Source organism: Fibrisoma montanum (assembly GCF_003583365.1).
GTDB classification, from domain to species: domain Bacteria; phylum Bacteroidota; class Bacteroidia; order Cytophagales; family Spirosomataceae; genus Fibrisoma; species Fibrisoma montanum.
The window spans coordinates 601,641-617,003 of record NZ_QXED01000004.1 but is presented as its reverse complement, the minus strand read 5'-3'; the positions used below and the strand labels follow the sequence as shown (position 1 = coordinate 617,003).

General features: G+C 52.3%; 17 protein-coding genes. 9 read left to right on the top strand and 8 right to left on the bottom strand.

The window, feature by feature from the left end:
* Positions 1-114: 114 nt before the first annotated feature.
* From coaE to nusB, 6 genes are all read right to left on the bottom strand, one after another.
* A complete protein-coding gene (gene coaE, locus DYU11_RS16515) occupies positions 115-741 on the bottom strand; it encodes a dephospho-CoA kinase (RefSeq protein WP_119668792.1) in 627 nt (208 codons plus the stop codon).
* On the bottom strand, positions 738-1,484 hold the full coding sequence (locus tag DYU11_RS16510; protein WP_119668791.1) for a YbbR-like domain-containing protein: 747 nt from the start codon (positions 1,482-1,484) through the stop codon (positions 738-740). The genes coaE and DYU11_RS16510 overlap by 4 nt, the downstream gene beginning before the upstream one ends.
* A 107-nt stretch (positions 1,485-1,591) precedes the next feature.
* Positions 1,592-1,918 carry a preprotein translocase subunit YajC gene (gene yajC, locus DYU11_RS16505; protein ID WP_119668790.1) on the bottom strand — a complete coding sequence of 109 codons (327 nt, stop codon included), beginning with the start codon at positions 1,916-1,918 and terminating at the stop codon, positions 1,592-1,594.
* Positions 1,919-1,998: 80 nt separating this feature from the next.
* Complete coding sequence (locus tag DYU11_RS16500; RefSeq protein WP_119668789.1) at positions 1,999-2,445, bottom strand: DUF1573 domain-containing protein; 447 nt, start codon at positions 2,443-2,445, stop codon at positions 1,999-2,001.
* Positions 2,446-2,472: 27 nt separating this feature from the next.
* Positions 2,473-2,775, bottom strand: coding sequence for a YtxH domain-containing protein (locus DYU11_RS16495; protein WP_119668788.1), 303 nt, complete (start codon positions 2,773-2,775; stop codon positions 2,473-2,475).
* Between the two features lie 87 nt (positions 2,776-2,862).
* Positions 2,863-3,999, bottom strand: coding sequence for a transcription antitermination factor NusB (gene nusB / locus DYU11_RS16490; RefSeq protein ID WP_119668787.1), 1,137 nt, complete (start codon positions 3,997-3,999; stop codon positions 2,863-2,865).
* A 155-nt stretch (positions 4,000-4,154) separates the two neighbouring features.
* On the opposite strand from nusB, the gene DYU11_RS16485 reads away from it, so the two are divergent.
* From DYU11_RS16485 to DYU11_RS16470, 4 genes are all read left to right on the top strand, one after another.
* Positions 4,155-4,835: a DUF4190 domain-containing protein gene (locus DYU11_RS16485; RefSeq protein WP_119668786.1), complete on the top strand. Its 681-nt coding sequence runs from the start codon at positions 4,155-4,157 to the stop codon at positions 4,833-4,835.
* 148 nt (positions 4,836-4,983) lie between these two features.
* Positions 4,984-6,765: an ABC transporter ATP-binding protein gene (locus tag DYU11_RS16480; RefSeq protein WP_119668899.1), complete on the top strand. Its 1,782-nt coding sequence runs from the start codon at positions 4,984-4,986 to the stop codon at positions 6,763-6,765.
* An 80-nt stretch (positions 6,766-6,845) separates the two neighbouring features.
* The gene (locus tag DYU11_RS16475; protein ID WP_119668785.1) at positions 6,846-8,153 is read left to right on the top strand and encodes an AAA family ATPase; all 1,308 of its coding nucleotides are present in this window, start codon (positions 6,846-6,848) and stop codon (positions 8,151-8,153) included.
* Positions 8,150-8,962, top strand: coding sequence for an HNH endonuclease family protein (locus tag DYU11_RS16470; protein ID WP_119668784.1), 813 nt, complete (start codon positions 8,150-8,152; stop codon positions 8,960-8,962). The genes DYU11_RS16475 and DYU11_RS16470 overlap by 4 nt, the downstream gene beginning before the upstream one ends.
* Here the strand turns inward: DYU11_RS16470 and DYU11_RS16465 are convergent.
* On the bottom strand, positions 8,959-10,305 hold the full coding sequence (locus tag DYU11_RS16465) for a neutral/alkaline non-lysosomal ceramidase N-terminal domain-containing protein (RefSeq protein ID WP_119668898.1): 1,347 nt from the start codon (positions 10,303-10,305) through the stop codon (positions 8,959-8,961). The two genes, DYU11_RS16470 and DYU11_RS16465, sit on opposite strands and share 4 nt — an antisense overlap.
* A 185-nt stretch (positions 10,306-10,490) precedes the next feature.
* Here DYU11_RS16465 and DYU11_RS16460 point away from each other — a divergent pair, with 185 nt between their 5' ends.
* The 5 genes from DYU11_RS16460 (at position 10,491) to DYU11_RS16440 (ending at position 14,972) form a co-directional block, all read left to right on the top strand.
* Positions 10,491-11,699 carry a GlmU family protein gene (locus tag DYU11_RS16460; RefSeq protein WP_119668897.1) on the top strand — a complete coding sequence of 403 codons (1,209 nt, stop codon included), beginning with the start codon at positions 10,491-10,493 and terminating at the stop codon, positions 11,697-11,699.
* Entirely contained in the window at positions 11,689-12,807 is a 1,119-nt protein-coding gene (holB, locus tag DYU11_RS16455; protein ID WP_119668783.1) for a DNA polymerase III subunit delta', read from the top strand. Before DYU11_RS16460 ends, holB begins: the two co-directional genes overlap by 11 nt.
* Positions 12,804-13,319, top strand: coding sequence for an ATP-dependent zinc protease family protein (locus tag DYU11_RS16450; protein ID WP_119668782.1), 516 nt, complete (start codon positions 12,804-12,806; stop codon positions 13,317-13,319). The genes holB and DYU11_RS16450 overlap by 4 nt, the downstream gene beginning before the upstream one ends.
* A gap of 58 nt (positions 13,320-13,377) precedes the next feature.
* The gene (rimK, locus tag DYU11_RS16445) at positions 13,378-14,286 is read left to right on the top strand and encodes a 30S ribosomal protein S6--L-glutamate ligase (protein ID WP_119668781.1); all 909 of its coding nucleotides are present in this window, start codon (positions 13,378-13,380) and stop codon (positions 14,284-14,286) included.
* Positions 14,287-14,417: 131 nt separating this feature from the next.
* Positions 14,418-14,972 (top strand): hypothetical protein, encoded by a 555-nt coding sequence (locus DYU11_RS16440; RefSeq protein ID WP_119668780.1) that lies wholly within the window; start codon positions 14,418-14,420, stop codon positions 14,970-14,972.
* A gap of 12 nt (positions 14,973-14,984) precedes the next feature.
* On the opposite strand, the gene DYU11_RS16435 is transcribed toward DYU11_RS16440, so the two are convergent.
* Positions 14,985-15,203: a Uma2 family endonuclease gene (locus DYU11_RS16435; protein WP_119668779.1), complete on the bottom strand. Its 219-nt coding sequence runs from the start codon at positions 15,201-15,203 to the stop codon at positions 14,985-14,987.
* Between the last annotated feature and the right edge of the window lie 160 nt (positions 15,204-15,363).

Genomic DNA, 15,363 nt, shown 5'->3' with positions numbered 1-15,363 from the left:
TCCGCCGAAGTCATGTCAGTACATTATCTGGATTGCAGACAAGCAGGCAAGTTGTTAGTGATTCCTATGCCAGTCGTCGGCCGGTACCTTTCCTTCTTCGAACAACTGCCCCAATTAATTCGCGTGTCTATGGCTGCGAAACGTAGTATGTAACGTTAAGATCTGCGGCAGCAGGAGTTGTTGCTCGTCATTTTCGAGTACGTAGTCGGCCAGCGCCAGCCGCTCGTCATCGTTGATTTGCCGGTTGATGATGTTCAGGATTTCTTCGTGCGTGCGATGCGGATCGCGTTGCCGGATACGCTCCACCCGCAGGACGGCCGGGGCATATACCACAATAACCTTATCGAGCGTGTTGCCATCGCCAGCCGCCCGCATGATAGCGGCCTCTTTCACTACGTATGGCTGATCGACGTGGCTGCGCACCCATAGCGCCGTATCGGCGTAGACGCGGGGGTGAATGACATTGTTCAGCTGGAGCAACAGATCAGGATCAGCAAATACCTGCGCAGCAATCCAGGCCCGATTGTACCGGCCAGTGATGTCGTAGGCGTTTGGCCCCAGCACACGTGTAATATCGGCTTTCAGAATGGGATCGTTCTCGGTGAGCCACTTAGCCCGCTCGTCGGCTTCGTACACCGGCACACCCAGCGCCCGAAAAACCCGGCAGACCGTGCTTTTTCCCGAGCCGATACCGCCCGTGACGCCGATCTGCAACGGCTGTGTGTTCTCAGTCGGGCTCATCGCTTAACCCGTGACGTAGTGGTTGGTGTCGGCGGGGTTGGCTGCATAGCGGGCGGGAGCGGAGACAGCAGTTCTCCTACTTCAAAACTGACAAATACCCGGTCGGCGCTGGTACGGATCTGCGGATGCCGATACAGGTTAATTGGTAGTTCTTCGTCGTAATTGTCGTTGATCCGCTTACGCGGAATGCGAATCTGAAGTGAATCGGGGTAGCCGCGCACGAGCCGTTCGGGGCCCTCGACCTGGATGGTACGGGGAGTGAGGTTGATAACGCTCGACACAATATAACGCGGAGCGAGATTGATGTGCAGACTATCGACCACCAACCGAACCGTTTTGGTCATCCGCCGTTCGAAGCCCATTTCGAGGGTGTCGGCCACGACGTAATTTACGCGCATTTTCTTGATCTGTTCGGCCAGGGCCGCCGTCAGCGACGACGTATTGATGATGGAAGCCTGCAGCGGATTCTGCACTACGTAATCGACCGGTTTCACCCGGAACGGCAGCCATGAATGCGTCAGTAGCCCCCAGCCGTCGCCCGATACGTTGACGGTTACGGTGCGGGGCAGCGGAGTCGTCGGGATGTACAGCGAGTCGTTGTAAACAAAATGCACCGGATACTGGACGTTCAGGGTGTAGCCGTCTTTGTTCAGGGCGTTCAGGAACCAGAACAACGACGCTGCCGCAATGCAGAGGAATACCCTGACGGGTTGGAAATTAGCGGTCTTCTGCGCAGGAGTCACTAGAAATGTAGAGTTAATAAAACACCAATGACGCCGGCAGAATTGATGAATATGGATGAAACCACCCACGTTTATCTATTCAGCCTGCGTCATCAGAGATGAGTGCGTTATTGTTTTTTTTCAGGTTCAGCCGGTTTAACGGTAGCCTCGCGCGAAATGGCCGTTTTCTCAAACGTCATCTTAATCCCCCGGTCCACCTCAAGCATAACCGTGGTACCTTCCACCGAAACGACCCGGCCATGCAGCCCCCCGATCGTGACGACGTTGTCCCCTTTTTTGAGGTTTTCAATGAATGACTTCTGATCCTTCTGCTTCTTTTGCTGCGGACGGATCATGAAGAAGTAAAAAACGACGATGATGCCCACCCACAGCAATACATTAGAGATAATAGACTGCGTCGAATTGGGCTGCGCCTGTAATAAAAGCGAGTACATGATTGGTCGGGGATTATAGTTAGTGAAGCGTACTTTTCCGTTCGTTTTGAATACACGACGGTTTTGTACGCTTCACCGGGTTATGACGTTTTGGTCGGATCACCTTTGGGTTGCACCAGCACCTTAAACTGCAAGTCCGTCATGGCGGGTTCGGTGTTGGCAAAAATGGTCACCGTTTTGTTCTGTTCACCACTCTTACCCCGGCTGTTGAACCGCACCTTTATCGATGATTCGGTGCCGGGAGCGATTGGTTCGCGGGGCCATTCCGGTGTAGTGCAGCCGCAGGAAGCCGTAATGTTGTTAATGATCAGCGGGTACTGCCCGGTGTTGGTAAATTTAAAAAGGTGTTCAATCGTGTCGCCTTCGGTGATGGTTCCAAAATCATGAACCCCCGTTTCGGCAAACTTAATCTTCGGCATTTTCTCCGAAGCCACCGCCTGCGACGTTTCAGCCTGTCGGCGGTTATCGCAGCCGGATCCGCCGACCAACAGGCCGGCTGCCAGAACAACGGCAAGAAATCGTTTCATAGTCAATATCTGATTGCGGACAATCCGTTACGCGTTCTGCCGCTTGATCTGCGCCATCAACCGATCGACGTCCTCAAGCAGGCGTTCGGCTTTTTCGCGGGCGTCATTGACAACGCGCTCTCCTTCATTTCTGGAGACATTTTCCGGCAGTTCGGCTGTATTCAATAAATCGTTTATCAACTGCTGCAATTGCTCGCGGTATTTCGAGAGCCGATAGGTTAACCGATCGCGGGTAACCTCGCCTTTTTCGGGAGCGTATAACAGTCCAAGTAGGGCACCAGCAGCAGCCCCGGTCAGGAAAAATGCCAAATCACGGCCAGTTCTGTTCATTTCTAAATCGTTTTCAATGTACAGTTTGCAGAAATCTCGTAGTAGTAACCAGGATAACCACAAACCGTAAACGCAACAAACGTAAACTTATTTATTGTCCAGCAATCCGCGTCCACTCTTGCGCAGCCGGCCTGATGCCTGCAGCTTTTCGGACAGATTGTCGAGGATTCCGTTCACAAATTTACCGCTTTTGGGCGTACTGTATGCTTTTGCTAATTCAATATATTCATTTATGGTAACCTTCACCGGAATGTTCGGGAAGTTCAGCAACTCGCAGATGGCCAGTTTGAGTATAATCTTGTCCAGCATCGCTACGCGCTGCAAATCCCAGTTTTGCAGTTGTTCGATCAGGAGTTGTTCGTATTCGTTATCATTTTCTAACGATTTCTGAAACAGGGTGTTCAGAAACAGTTCATCTTCCTCCCAGTCGTCGGTGAGCGGTTCCAGCTGCAGCCCGGTCATGTTCTGCGCCGACTTAAGGGTACGAATAGCCAGCCCACGTACCACCTCACTGTTTTCGGTCCAACTCAGATCAATCTCGGCCAGGTGATTGCGAATGTCGTCGTGCTTGAATATCAGCGTCCGCAGAACGTACTGAGCCAACTGCTGGTCTTCGTCGGCCGTATGGGTTTTCTGGTCGCAGTAGGCGCGGTAGGTTTCATCCGCTTTCAACACCTCCCGATACGACTTCCGGATAAAGCCAAGGTCGTCGGTCCACGAGATATTCCGGCGAAGCGCTTCGTTCTGCAACGGCTGATGGCTGGCCAGGGCCTGCACCACCGTGTTGTCGTTCAGATCCGATTCGTACGGGAAAGGAGTTTCATCAGGATCGCGGTAGGCCCGTTCGCGGTCGAGCCGGGCTGCGTGGCCGAGCTCAACCAGCAGCAGCAACACCCGCAGATAATCGTCGTAGATGCTCTGAACCTGCGTGATCATCATCTGACCGAGGTGCTGCCGATCTTTCTTGGCCCGGATCTGGTAGAACAGCAGCCCATCGTTGGCGGCTTTCAGCACCTTCGATGGGGCATCGTCATCCTGGGCCGGCTGCCCGGTCCGGATGGCTTCCTCAAACAACACACCGGCCAATTTTCGGTAGCCTTCAAGCTGCCGCCGGTTTTGCGGCAACATGGAGTTTAGATCGGGTTGAAACAGGTCCGAAATGCCATCGAGGGCTAATTGTTGGTTGGAAAGTTCGGACTGCCGAAGCGCATAGAGCGCCTGCATGACCTTGATTCGGAGTAATCGCCTATTCAACATCCGCCTAAAAACTATTAAATCTACCGATAAGAAAAAGAACTGCCGGAAAACGTTGCAAAAATACGGCTTAATCCGTAGTTTTCCCAATCAAAACCGTATGACTTGACCTATACCCTTAACGCATGTTGCTCTTCCACCGACTGGCCAGCCCCCGCTTGGTAGTAGTTGTTCTTTTTGCAAATTTTTTCCTGGCCTCCTGCAAATCAGCGCACTACGCTTACTTCCAGCCCCAATCCACCCGAATCGCGTCGGCTATCCCCGAGTCCTACGTACCAGAAACCACGCCAGATTCGACACCGTCGCCAATGTCTGCCGTTTCGGTTAACCAGCCGCTCGCTTCGAAAGAAAATCAGTCGTCTGCCGGGGTGCCGGTACACCGGGCTACGCACCCGGCCCTGCACCACAACCCGGATAGCCGGCCCGGCAACCGCCATCGTATAAACCGACTGATCCGGTATCCGTCGCTGGCTCAATTTGCTCCGCATCGCTCATCGGTTGTTGATCGCCACAGCGCCAACCGGAAAGTACACGGCCTGGCCATCGCGGCTTTGGTGCTGTCGGTGCTATCGTATGGCCTGTTGCTGGTTCCGGGTAATGCGCTGGTTTGGATTCTGGGCATGGTGCTGCCGCTGACCTCCATCATGATGGGCTCGGCCAGCCTGGCATCAATCAACCGTAACAAAGAGCGGCTTCGCGGCAAAGGCTGGGCAATGGCTGCCATCATGATCGCTACCGGTTTCATGGGTCTGGCTGCCGTTGCGCTGGCTGCCTTATCGACCTCAAAAGTTATCTGGGAGAAATAGGCCCAAGTCGCTGTGATCGGCAGATGTGGTGTCGGGTCCGGGACCTGATGCCACATCTTTCAACAGCATACATTCGATTATTCGGCAAACTCCCCTGCAACCTTTTCGCAATCGGGTGCGTTACGAACGAAAAGTCCCGCAGTCGATCGTGAAAGCGCTTTCCCACCTCAATAAATATCTACTCAAGTACAAGTGGTACCTCATCTGGGGCACCGTATTTACGGTGGTTTCCAACTTGTTCGGCATCTTCCCGGCGCAGCTCGTTCGGTATGCGCTGGACCTGGTCCGGGAAACCCTTGATGTCTATTACCTCTTCGATAGCTCTCCCCTACAATCGTCACTGTATGAAGTCTTTACGTTCAGCATTATGCTGTTCGCCGTGCTGACCTTGGTGATGGCGCTGTTGAAAGGCTTTTTTCTGTTTCTGGTACGGCAGACGCTGATCGTTATGTCGCGCCACGTCGAGTACGATCTCAAGAATGAAATTTACGACCATTACCAGACTTTACCGCTGAGCTTTTACCGGCAACACAGCACCGGCGACCTGATGGCTCGTATTTCGGAAGACGTCAGCAAAGTGCGGATGTACGTTGGCCCGAGCATTATGTACGGCCTTAACCTGATTGTGCTGTTTATTCTGGTTATTACGTACATGGTGAGCATCAACGCCCGGCTGTCGCTGTACGTACTGCTGCCGCTGCCGATCCTGTCGGTAGCTATTTACATTGTCAACAACATCATCATCCGGCGGTCGGAAGAAATCCAGCGGAGTCTGTCGCGGCTGTCGACGTATGTTCAGGAAGCGTTTTCGGGTATCCGCGTTCTGAAGTCGTACGTACAGGAAGATAATTCGGCGGCAAAATTCGAAATTGAAAGTGACGAATACCGCGACAAATCGCTGGGACTGACGCGCGTTGATGCGCTGTTTTTCCCGATCGTTGCCATTCTGGTTGGGCTGAGCAACGTACTGGTCGTGTACGTGGGCGGGCAGGAGATTCTGGCCGGTCGCCTGACACCGGGCAACATCACCGAGTTTATTCTCTACGTCAACATGCTGACCTGGCCGGTGATGGCCCTTGGCTGGACTACGAGCCAGACGCAGCGGGCCGCAGCGTCGCAGGAGCGTATCAATGAGTTCCTGAGCATCAAAACCGATATTGTTTCTCAGAAAAACCTGAGCCGCGACATTCACGGCGAGATTGAGTTTAAGAACGTCCGGTTTGTGTATCCGGATTCGGGTATTGTTGCCCTGAAAAACTTCTCCATGCACGTCCGGGCGGGCGAAACGGTGGCCATTCTCGGCACAACCGGTTCAGGAAAAAGTACGCTGGCTAACCTGCTGACGCGGATGTACGACGCTACCTCCGGTGAGATCCGCATCGACGGTACTCCCATTCGTGACTACAACCTGACCTCCATACGTGGGCAGATGGGTTACGTACCGCAGGACGTCTTTCTGTTCTCCGAAACGATCAGCAACAACGTCCGCTTCGGCAAGCCCGACATGCCGCAGGAACGTGTAGATCAGGCCGTTCGCGATGCCGACCTCTACGACAACATTACGGGCTTTCCTGAAGGTTTCGAAACCCGCATCGGCGAACGTGGCATTACGTTATCGGGTGGGCAGAAGCAGCGCCTAAGCATTGCCCGCGCCATTGCCCGCGACCCGAAGATCCTGATTCTGGACGACTGCCTGTCGGCGGTGGATACCAACACGGAAAATATCATTCTGAACAACCTGCGCCGGATCATGGCTGACCGAACCTCAGTGGTGATTTCGCACCGCGTTTCATCGGCCAAACTCGCCGACTTCATCATCATGCTCGACGACGGCGAAGTTGTGGAGCAGGGCACACACGATGAATTGATGAGTCTGAACGGTGCGTACCGGGAACTGTACGAAAAGCAGTTGCAGACGGAGGAGGTGTAAGGTTGGTTTACAGTTTTCAGTTCACGGTTTTCCAATGGGCGGAGATAAATGGTTATCTTCGCCCAAATCGTTTTTAGGGTATGGCTACAGAAAATCCCCGCGTCTGGTTTAAAAATATTACGCTGGAAAACGTCCGCTCGTTCGGCTCAAAGCAGACAATTAACTTCACTGATAAAGAGGGTAAAGCTGCTCAGTGGAATGTGATTTTGGGTGATAATGGAACAGGGAAAACGACGGTATTGAGGAGTCTAGTATTATCATATTTAGCTATCGAAGCATATGACGGTCGAAAAACTTTTTATGAGTCATTAGAACGAAACAACAAGTTAAATACTTCGATTTGGACTGAGTACCATATATTTCCAGAACGTTTTTTTAGACATCATTTTATTCGTACAAAGAATTTAAAAGATGGAATAAAACTTCTTTCGGAGAAAGACCCTGAGCATACTGATTGGAACACAGAAAAATTAGACTTTGGATTGTTTGGCTACGGAGCAGCACGTAGAATTGATAATAGAAAATTATCACAATCCGAATTCTACTCCGAAACAGATGCTGAACTACAAAACGTTATAACCCTTTTCAGAGATGACATAAGTTTGATAAATGCCGAAGAGTGGCTTTTACAATCTGATTATATTTCATTAAAGGAAGAAAAATTCAAAGGCCAGTATTTAAAAGTTTTAAATTTATTAAAGACTCTTTTTCGAAACGAAGTTTTTGACATTTATATAGATACTAAATCCGGAAATCCAAAAGTATTCTTTAAAACTCACTACGGCGATGTTCGCCTTCACGAACTTAGCCTCGGCTATAAAACACTTGTCGCGTGGATGGTAGACTTAGCTAAAAGCTTATTTGATCGCTATCAAGGTAGCGAAAATCCCCTTGCGGAGCCTGCAGTTTGTTTACTGGACGAAATAGACCTACACCTTCATCCTAAATTTCAACGTAATATCATTCAGTTCTTAACAGAGACATTCCCGAATACGCAATTCATTGTTACCGCGCATAGCCCGCTGATTGTAGTAGCTGCTGAAGAGCGGCCGTTGGACGCAAACATTATCTTATTGAAGCGCGAAGGTGATCAAACTGTAGTTGTTAATGACCCGGTAGATGTGAGTAAGTGGAGTGTTGATCAAATTTTGAATAGTGATTTGTTTGGACACGTACCAGCCCGCTCTGAATCACTTACACAATTACGTAGTGAGCGTGATGCTTTATTGGAAAAGTCGAAGCTAACTAAGAAAGAAAAAGCGCGGCTAGCGGAGTTGGATGAAAACATAGGTTTTATCCCGTTCGGGCAGGATCAGGCTGAAATTAAAGCGGAAAGTATTATTCAGCAGTTGGCCGATGTATTACGCAAACAGCAGCAGGTACAATGATTCGTGTTGCTAAATCTGACAACGTACCGGTTGTCTTAACTGAGAAAGGAGTTCAAGCCACGGTCGAAAACTGTCGATTGTATGAAATCAATCCAAATGCTTATGACAAAGGGGCGACTAAATTTAAAATCAACTCGGATATCTATGGCCACTTATCTGTTAAAGAACTGTTGATATTCGAGCAGCACGGCAAATGCTGTTTTTGCGAAGCCGACTTTACCGCTAACGGTTATGGTGATGTCGAGCATTTCCGCCCCAAAGCTGGCTTTACCAAGACGCTTGCTGGAAAATTAAATCGACCTGGATATTATTGGCTTGCTTACGACTGGAGTAACCTATTCTTCTCTTGCCAAATTTGCAATCAGCGATATAAGAAAAACTACTTCCCGCTTGAAGACGAAACTCAGCGAGCAAAAAACCATACCTTTGATTATGAAGCTGAAGTATGTCAATTAGTACACCCTTCAAAAGATAATCCTGAGGATCACATCACTTTCAATCGACACGTTCCGGTTGCCAAGGATAAGCGAGGTAAGTTATCTATTAACGGCTATGGCATCGACCGGCCCAAATTGAATACACTTCGAGAAGCACATTTGCAAAATGTTCGCAATAATATATTCTTGGCAGGGTTTGATCCTACACGTATGAGCGAAGACGAGCGAGATCTATTGTCACGTCAAAGCGGTCAACCTTGGCCTGTAATTGAGGGACTCATTCAGACAGCGAAAGCATTTGTAGCTGTAGCCACAGATAATTCACAACCTTTTTCCGCCATGGTCAGGGCCAATTTCCCCGACCTCATTTAAAGCTTCGCTACCAGTCCCCGCATCATCTCCGTAAAATACGCGCCGTTGTAGGGGCCGAACCAGTTCATATCACGGGTTTCGTAGGTCGGTTTGTCGTAGTAGCGATCGGGCGTTACGTAGCCGATGTAGCCCCCATCGAAGCTGGTTACCATCAGGTTCAGCCCCCGCTGGTCGGTAGCTGGTTTGATGTCGGCCACGAGTTCGCCCGAAAAGTCGCAGGGGGCGCCGAGCATGACCGTTTGCCCGATACGTAGCGCTTTTAATTCTGACGGGTATTCGCCATACACGGCGTTGAAGAGCCACGGACGTACCCGCCAGTCGGTCAGGATGCGGGCATGGGGTTCGCGCAGGCCGAGCGGCAAGGTCAGGACGGCCAGCGTACTGTCGGGCCGGGGTTGAATCTGGGGCAAGGTGCGCTCGATACGGGCCGCCAGGGCACCGGCATAATTCCGTATCTCTTCAAAGTCGGTTTTTCCTTTCGCTTCGGGCCCGGTACTGCCCACCGCCCCGGCCAGAAACATGGCAAAATCTGCGTCTTTCCGTTCCAGACGATCCACCAGCGAGCCGGGATAATCGCGGCTCAGGTAGCGGCCGTTGCGTCCGTCGAACAGGGTTGCGTGCCCGGCAAACGTACAGAGCAGCGCCGACTCTCCCGTTGCTTTTTGGAATTTCAGCAGGCGGATGTTGCCGTCGAGCGGACCATCGCCCCCGATCCGGTTCCGGATCAGGTCACTGGCGTTCGTCTGGCCGTAGCCAACCTGAGCCGGTGCCAGCGTTTTCTGCGCCGACGTAATAGCCGTCAGAATCCCCTCCGTAACGCGCCGAACGACCCGTTCATCAAAATCGCCCGCAATAAGTTCGCTCACCAGGCCCGGAGCCCAGCCGCCCACGCTGTTGTGCGAATGAATGGCGCCGATGTAAACGTCCTCCCAGCGAAAGCCTATCTGAGGCAGTCGTTGTTTTAAGGCTTCTACTACGGCCGGGGGCGTAATGAGCAGGTCAAGGCCCACAATAGCGGTCTTTGTGCTGCCGTTGGTCAAAACGATTGTGCGGACGTAGATGGAATCGCTCACGACCTCCCAGTGCTTTCCTCGCCGGACGCCATAGCCCCCGGTTGGCGTAGTATACGGTGGTGTAATGTTCACTTTGGCCCAACCAGCCTGAATAGGAGCTTTTGGTTGAGGAGGAGCCGGGAGTTCGGCCAGCCGCTGTCTGGTTTCGGCGTAATACGTTGTCTGCTGATAGGGCGTTCGGTCGACGGGAGATACGCTAACCGCCACGAACACACTAATCAGCACCAGCAGCCCCAGCAGTATTCGGCCCAGAATACGAAGAAATTTCATAGCAATTGCACCATCACGGCACCGATTCAGCCCGCAAGCAACAAAAAAACCGCTGAACGGAAAAGGGTTAGACAACTTCTTCCGGAAATGTAATTTTTCATTCGTTTGGTCTCATGCCGAACGATTGTGTAGCTACCTTTTTCCGAATAATGATCGGATATTTGCCGTATCAATTATTTACGCGTATGTCCACCCTGATCGTATTCGACGACCCGGCTATTCGTCCGTCGCTGCTGCCGTTCACCTTTACCCGACCGGTAGCCGACATCCGGATCGGTATACAGACTATTGCCGAAAAATGGACTGATTATCTGGCTACTACTCCGTCGTATCTGACAGAACCGTACCTTCAGCAAAAGTTTGCCTTACATACAACCGACGATAACCTGTACGTCAACGGTGCCGTTTGCCCCACGGAATCCCTTATCGAATCAATACGGCAACTGGCTCCGGAAAACGCCCTGATCCTGCCGGACGGTCTGCTGCTTGCGGTACGTACCAGCCGGGCCACCCTGGCGGCAACCGACCTGATCAGCCTTACCCAAAAGCATACAACGTTCAATCAGTCGCTGACTGTTATCCGTAACCTCTGGGATATATTTCTCGACAATGGCGCACAGATCCGGGCGGATTTTGCCCGCCTGACCGCAGGCCGGACGTCGGAACCCATTACGGACCCGCACACGCGCTGCTACGGTATCGAAAACATCTTTGTTGAACCCGGCGCCACCATCCGGGCGGCCGTCCTGAATGCAGAAGGTGGCCCCATCTACATCGGCCGGAATGCCACCATTCAGGAGGGAACGGTGATGCTCGGTCCGTTTGCCCTCTGTGAGTCGTCGACGGTGAACTGGGGCGGCAAAATGCGGAACAACACCACCATCGGCCCATACTGCAAGGTAGGTGGCGAAGTGGGCAATTCCGTGTTCTTCGGTTACAGCAACAAGGCCCACGACGGCTTTCTGGGTAATTCGGTAATCGGCGAGTGGTGCAACCTGGGCGCGAACACCAACAATTCGAACCTCAAGAACGACTACTCCAACGTAAAGCTGTTCAACTACGCCGTCGGCGATCTGGTCGATACGGGGCGGCAGTTCTGCGGCCTGATGCTGGGCGATCATACGCGGGCCGGTATCAGCACAATGTTTAACACCGGCACGGTCGTCGGCGTGAGTGCAAACGTATTCGGGGCTGGATTTCAGCCGAAACACATTCCATCATTCTCGTGGGGCGGAGCCGATACGGGGTTCACGGCCTATCGTCCGGAAAAAGCCCTGCAGGTTGCCCGCGAAGCGTTCAAGCGCCGGAACAAGGATCTCGACGCCACAGAAGAAGCCATTTTACGCGAAGTGTACCGCTTAAGCCGCCAGTTGGTCGCCGACAATGCTCTTTAACGAAATTATTGGTCAACAGGACACTAAGCAGGCACTGCTCCGGGCGGTTCAGGCCAATCACCTCGCCCATGCCCTGTTGTTCGACGGGCCGGCGGGTAGCGCTAACCTTGCCCTGGCGTTAGCGCTGGCTACATACGTCAACTGCGAGGATAAGCAACCTCAGGATGCCTGCGGGCGCTGTGCGTCATGCGTGAAGATACAGAAGCTGGTCCATCCTGATCTGCACATGGTATTTCCGGTGGCCAACACAAACCGGGGCAAAACCAGCGAAGCCTACCTGACCGACTGGCGCAGTTTCCTGTCGGCGCACCCGTACCGAACCCTGCCGGAATGGCTGGACACGATGGGGGCCGACAATAAACAAGGGAATATTTCGGCCGAAGAAGCCCGGAATATTTTACAGAAGCTTTCGTTAAAATCCTACGAAGGTGCCTACAAGATCATGCTGATCTGGCTGCCGGAACTGATGAACGTAGCGTCGGCCAATGCGCTGCTGAAAGTGCTGGAAGAGCCTCCCGCCCAGACGCTGTTTCTGCTCGTAACAAACCAGCCGGATAAGCTGCTGATCACCATCCTGTCGCGGACGCAACGGGTGGCGGTGCGGGCGTTTTCGGACGATGAGGTGACTACGCACCTGCGTCAGCACCTTAACGTTGATGAACTGACGGCCAGGCGGGTCGCTTATCTGGCGGATGGCAACCTATCGGCGGCCCTGCGCATCAGTCAGACGGAAACTAATGATAACCACGCCTGGTTTGCCGACTGGATGCGGACTTGTTACCGACAGGATCTGATTGCGCTGGTTAAACAGGCCGATCAGTTCGACGGTTTCAGCAAAGAGAAGCAAAAGGGGTTGCTCGAATACAGTATTAGTCTCTGCCGTGACTTATTTTTGTGGCAGCAGGGCGCTGGATCGCTGCTACGTCTGCCCGATGAGGAAGTCACATTCGTGAAAAATTTTACCAAAATTTTAACCATGAATCATATAGAACGGCTTATTGCTGAACTAAATGAAGCCGTTTATCACCTGGAGCGGAATGCCCGAGCCAAAATGGTCATGCTCGATATGTCATTAACATTCAGCCGCCTGATTCGTACCCCGGCATGAAACTCAAATTGCGTAAGTCCCGAAAGCTCAAACCCAGGCAGGTGATTGGCATGACGGACCTCGTTGATTTCCCTGATCTGTCGCTTTCTGACGTAAAAGCCAAGGTCGACACAGGCGCGTTTACGTCGGCGCTGCACTGCAAAGAGGTGCAGTTGGTACAGTCAGGCAATAAAACAATGTTAAGTTTTTGGCTGATTGATAAAACCGGCGTGGCCTCCCGGCGGTTCTATAGCGACCAGTTCAGTCAGCGGATGATCCGAAACTCATTTGGTGTCGCTGAACTACGGTATGTGATCAAAACCCGTATCGTTCTGTTCGGCCGGGTGATCCGCGCCGAATTTACCCTGGCCGACCGTGAGCGGCTGAAAAACCCGGTCCTGTTGGGACGAAAATTACTTCGTAACCGATTTATAGTCGACGTATCGCAAAAAAATCTGTCGTACAAAGCAAAGACTACACAGAAACTCCATCATCAACAGAACGGCAGCGTTGATACGCAGCAGCCTGACTAACTGCTTTATATCCACAGATATACTCCCATACCACACGCAGCCGCTACTCACTACTACCATGCGTATTGCCATTTTATCGGCTAATCCGAACTTATATTCTACCCGTCGACTGGTCGAAGCGGCTGAGCTGCGCGGCCATGAGGTGCTGGTAGTCGATCACCTTAAATGCCACGTGATGATCGAAGGCGGTAAACCGTCGGTCCTCTACGAAGGGCAGCCACTGGAGCATATTGACGCCATTGTACCACGTATCGGGGCGTCCGTTACTGACTACGGCTGTGCCATTGTCCGGCAGTTTGAGATGATGAAAGTGTTCACGACGGCGAAATCCCAGGCGATCACCCGTTCCCGCAACAAACTCAGAAGCCTGCAGGTCCTGTCGAAAGCGGGCGTTGGCTTACCCAAAACGGTGTTTGCCAATCACCCCAAAAACGGGGACATCAACCAGTTGATCAAGCTGGTTGGCGGACCACCGGTGGTGATCAAACTGCTGGAAGGCACTCAAGGCATCGGTGTCGTACTGGCCGAAACGACCAAAGCGGCCAAATCAACCATCGAAGCCTTTTATGGCTTGAAGAAGCACGTACTGGTACAGGAATACATTGCCGAAGCCAAAGGAGCCGACATTCGTGCGTTGGTAGTTGGGAATCAGGTGGTAGGAGCCATCCGGCGTCAGGGCGTCGATGGGGAGTTCCGGTCCAACCTGCACCGGGGTGGCAATGCGATACCCATTCAGCTTACGCCCGAAGAAGAAGATACGGCCATCAACGCAGCCCGGGCTCTCGGCCTGAAAGTGGCCGGAGTGGACATGCTGCCTTCCGACCGCGGTCCGTTGCTGTTGGAAGTAAATTCATCGCCCGGTCTGGAAGGCATCGAAACCGCCACCGGCATCGACGTAGCCGCCGAAATTGTTGCTTACATCGAAGAACGTATTCCCGCCGATGAAAGCGATACGGTGGGGGTTTGAGTATAGAAGGGAGGAAAGGAGGAAGGGGAGGAAGGAGAAAAGGAAAACAAGCAGTGCCTCCCTTCCTCCTCTCCCCCCCCTCCTCCTCTCCTCCCCTTCCTCCCTTCCGTCCCTTTCCTTACTTTTGCCGTATGCCTGCCCTCGACCCTGATCTCAAAAAAGCCATTGTCCGCATGCCGGTAGCCGAAAAAGACAAGCTGCTGCTGCGGCTGGTTACCAAAGACCCTATCCTGACTGAACGGCTGCAATTTGAACTGGTCGAACACGGAGAGACGATCGACGAACGGCGCACCATCATCCGGCAGTTTATCGACCGGACGGCCCGGCTAAAGCAGGATTCGGCGGGTTGGGTGATGATGGATATGCGGGCCATCAGCGGCTACATCAGCCGGCACCTGAAAGTTACGAAAGACAAATACGGGGAAGCGGAATTGATGCTATACATGCTCAATACGTTCTTCGACCACCACCTTGATCTGCTCCGTCATCATAATAGTCGTACTGACAAAGCGGCCGAATACATTGCCAAACGGACCGATCAGGTGCTCAAGAAGGTGTCGAAACTTGATCCTGATTACCACATCGAATTTGCCGGCGACATCAACAAACTGCTCCAGCGGGTGCATCACAACGCTCCGGCTCACTACGCCCGCCAACTCGATCTGCCCCGGGAGTGGACCCTGTGAAACTTCGGGTTGTCAGCGCAGTTCGGTTAAATCCAGCTCGAAGCCGGGCAATACGTCCTCGCCTGACAAAGACTGATCAAACGTACGGTTGATCTGGATAGAACCGTCGGCCCGGTATATGAAGGTGGTTTCTGTTTTTGGATCAATCAACCAGGCTAACTGACAACCATTGTCAATCCAATCGGTCTGTATTTTGGCGCGGGCGTCGTTTAAATTATTAGATTCGGACATCAGTTCGATGACGAAATCAGGGCAAACAGGTAGAAATTTTTTTCCTGTTCAGGCGTTAGGTCATTCCAGCGATTCAGCAATACATACCGTTGTCTACCAGACAGACCTGCCGTTCATTCTGCTCACTGGCTCGCTGCTCTTTTTTGCGGCCGACAGAGCC

What these genes read in the sequence shown, in the direction of transcription:
- DYU11_RS16470 (WP_119668784.1), top strand. Translation starts at nt 8,150, where the DNA reads ATGATTCGTGTTGCTAAATCTGACAACGTACCGGTTGTCTTAACTGAG.
- coaE (WP_119668792.1), bottom strand. Translation starts at nt 741, where the DNA reads ATGAGCCCGACTGAGAACACACAGCCGTTGCAGATCGGCGTCACGGGC.
- DYU11_RS16500 (WP_119668789.1), bottom strand. Translation starts at nt 2,445, where the DNA reads ATGAAACGATTTCTTGCCGTTGTTCTGGCAGCCGGCCTGTTGGTCGGC.
- DYU11_RS16485 (WP_119668786.1), top strand. Translation starts at nt 4,155, where the DNA reads ATGTTGCTCTTCCACCGACTGGCCAGCCCCCGCTTGGTAGTAGTTGTT.
- DYU11_RS16440 (WP_119668780.1), top strand. Translation starts at nt 14,418, where the DNA reads ATGCCTGCCCTCGACCCTGATCTCAAAAAAGCCATTGTCCGCATGCCG.
- yajC (WP_119668790.1), bottom strand. Translation starts at nt 1,918, where the DNA reads ATGTACTCGCTTTTATTACAGGCGCAGCCCAATTCGACGCAGTCTATT.
- DYU11_RS16475 (WP_119668785.1), top strand. Translation starts at nt 6,846, where the DNA reads ATGGCTACAGAAAATCCCCGCGTCTGGTTTAAAAATATTACGCTGGAA.
- DYU11_RS16435 (WP_119668779.1), bottom strand. Translation starts at nt 15,203, where the DNA reads ATGTCCGAATCTAATAATTTAAACGACGCCCGCGCCAAAATACAGACC.
- nusB (WP_119668787.1), bottom strand. Translation starts at nt 3,999, where the DNA reads ATGCAGGCGCTCTATGCGCTTCGGCAGTCCGAACTTTCCAACCAACAA.
- holB (WP_119668783.1), top strand. Translation starts at nt 11,689, where the DNA reads ATGCTCTTTAACGAAATTATTGGTCAACAGGACACTAAGCAGGCACTG.
- DYU11_RS16460 (WP_119668897.1), top strand. Translation starts at nt 10,491, where the DNA reads ATGTCCACCCTGATCGTATTCGACGACCCGGCTATTCGTCCGTCGCTG.
- DYU11_RS16465 (WP_119668898.1), bottom strand. Translation starts at nt 10,305, where the DNA reads ATGAAATTTCTTCGTATTCTGGGCCGAATACTGCTGGGGCTGCTGGTG.
- DYU11_RS16495 (WP_119668788.1), bottom strand. Translation starts at nt 2,775, where the DNA reads ATGAACAGAACTGGCCGTGATTTGGCATTTTTCCTGACCGGGGCTGCT.
- DYU11_RS16450 (WP_119668782.1), top strand. Translation starts at nt 12,804, where the DNA reads ATGAAACTCAAATTGCGTAAGTCCCGAAAGCTCAAACCCAGGCAGGTG.
- rimK (WP_119668781.1), top strand. Translation starts at nt 13,378, where the DNA reads ATGCGTATTGCCATTTTATCGGCTAATCCGAACTTATATTCTACCCGT.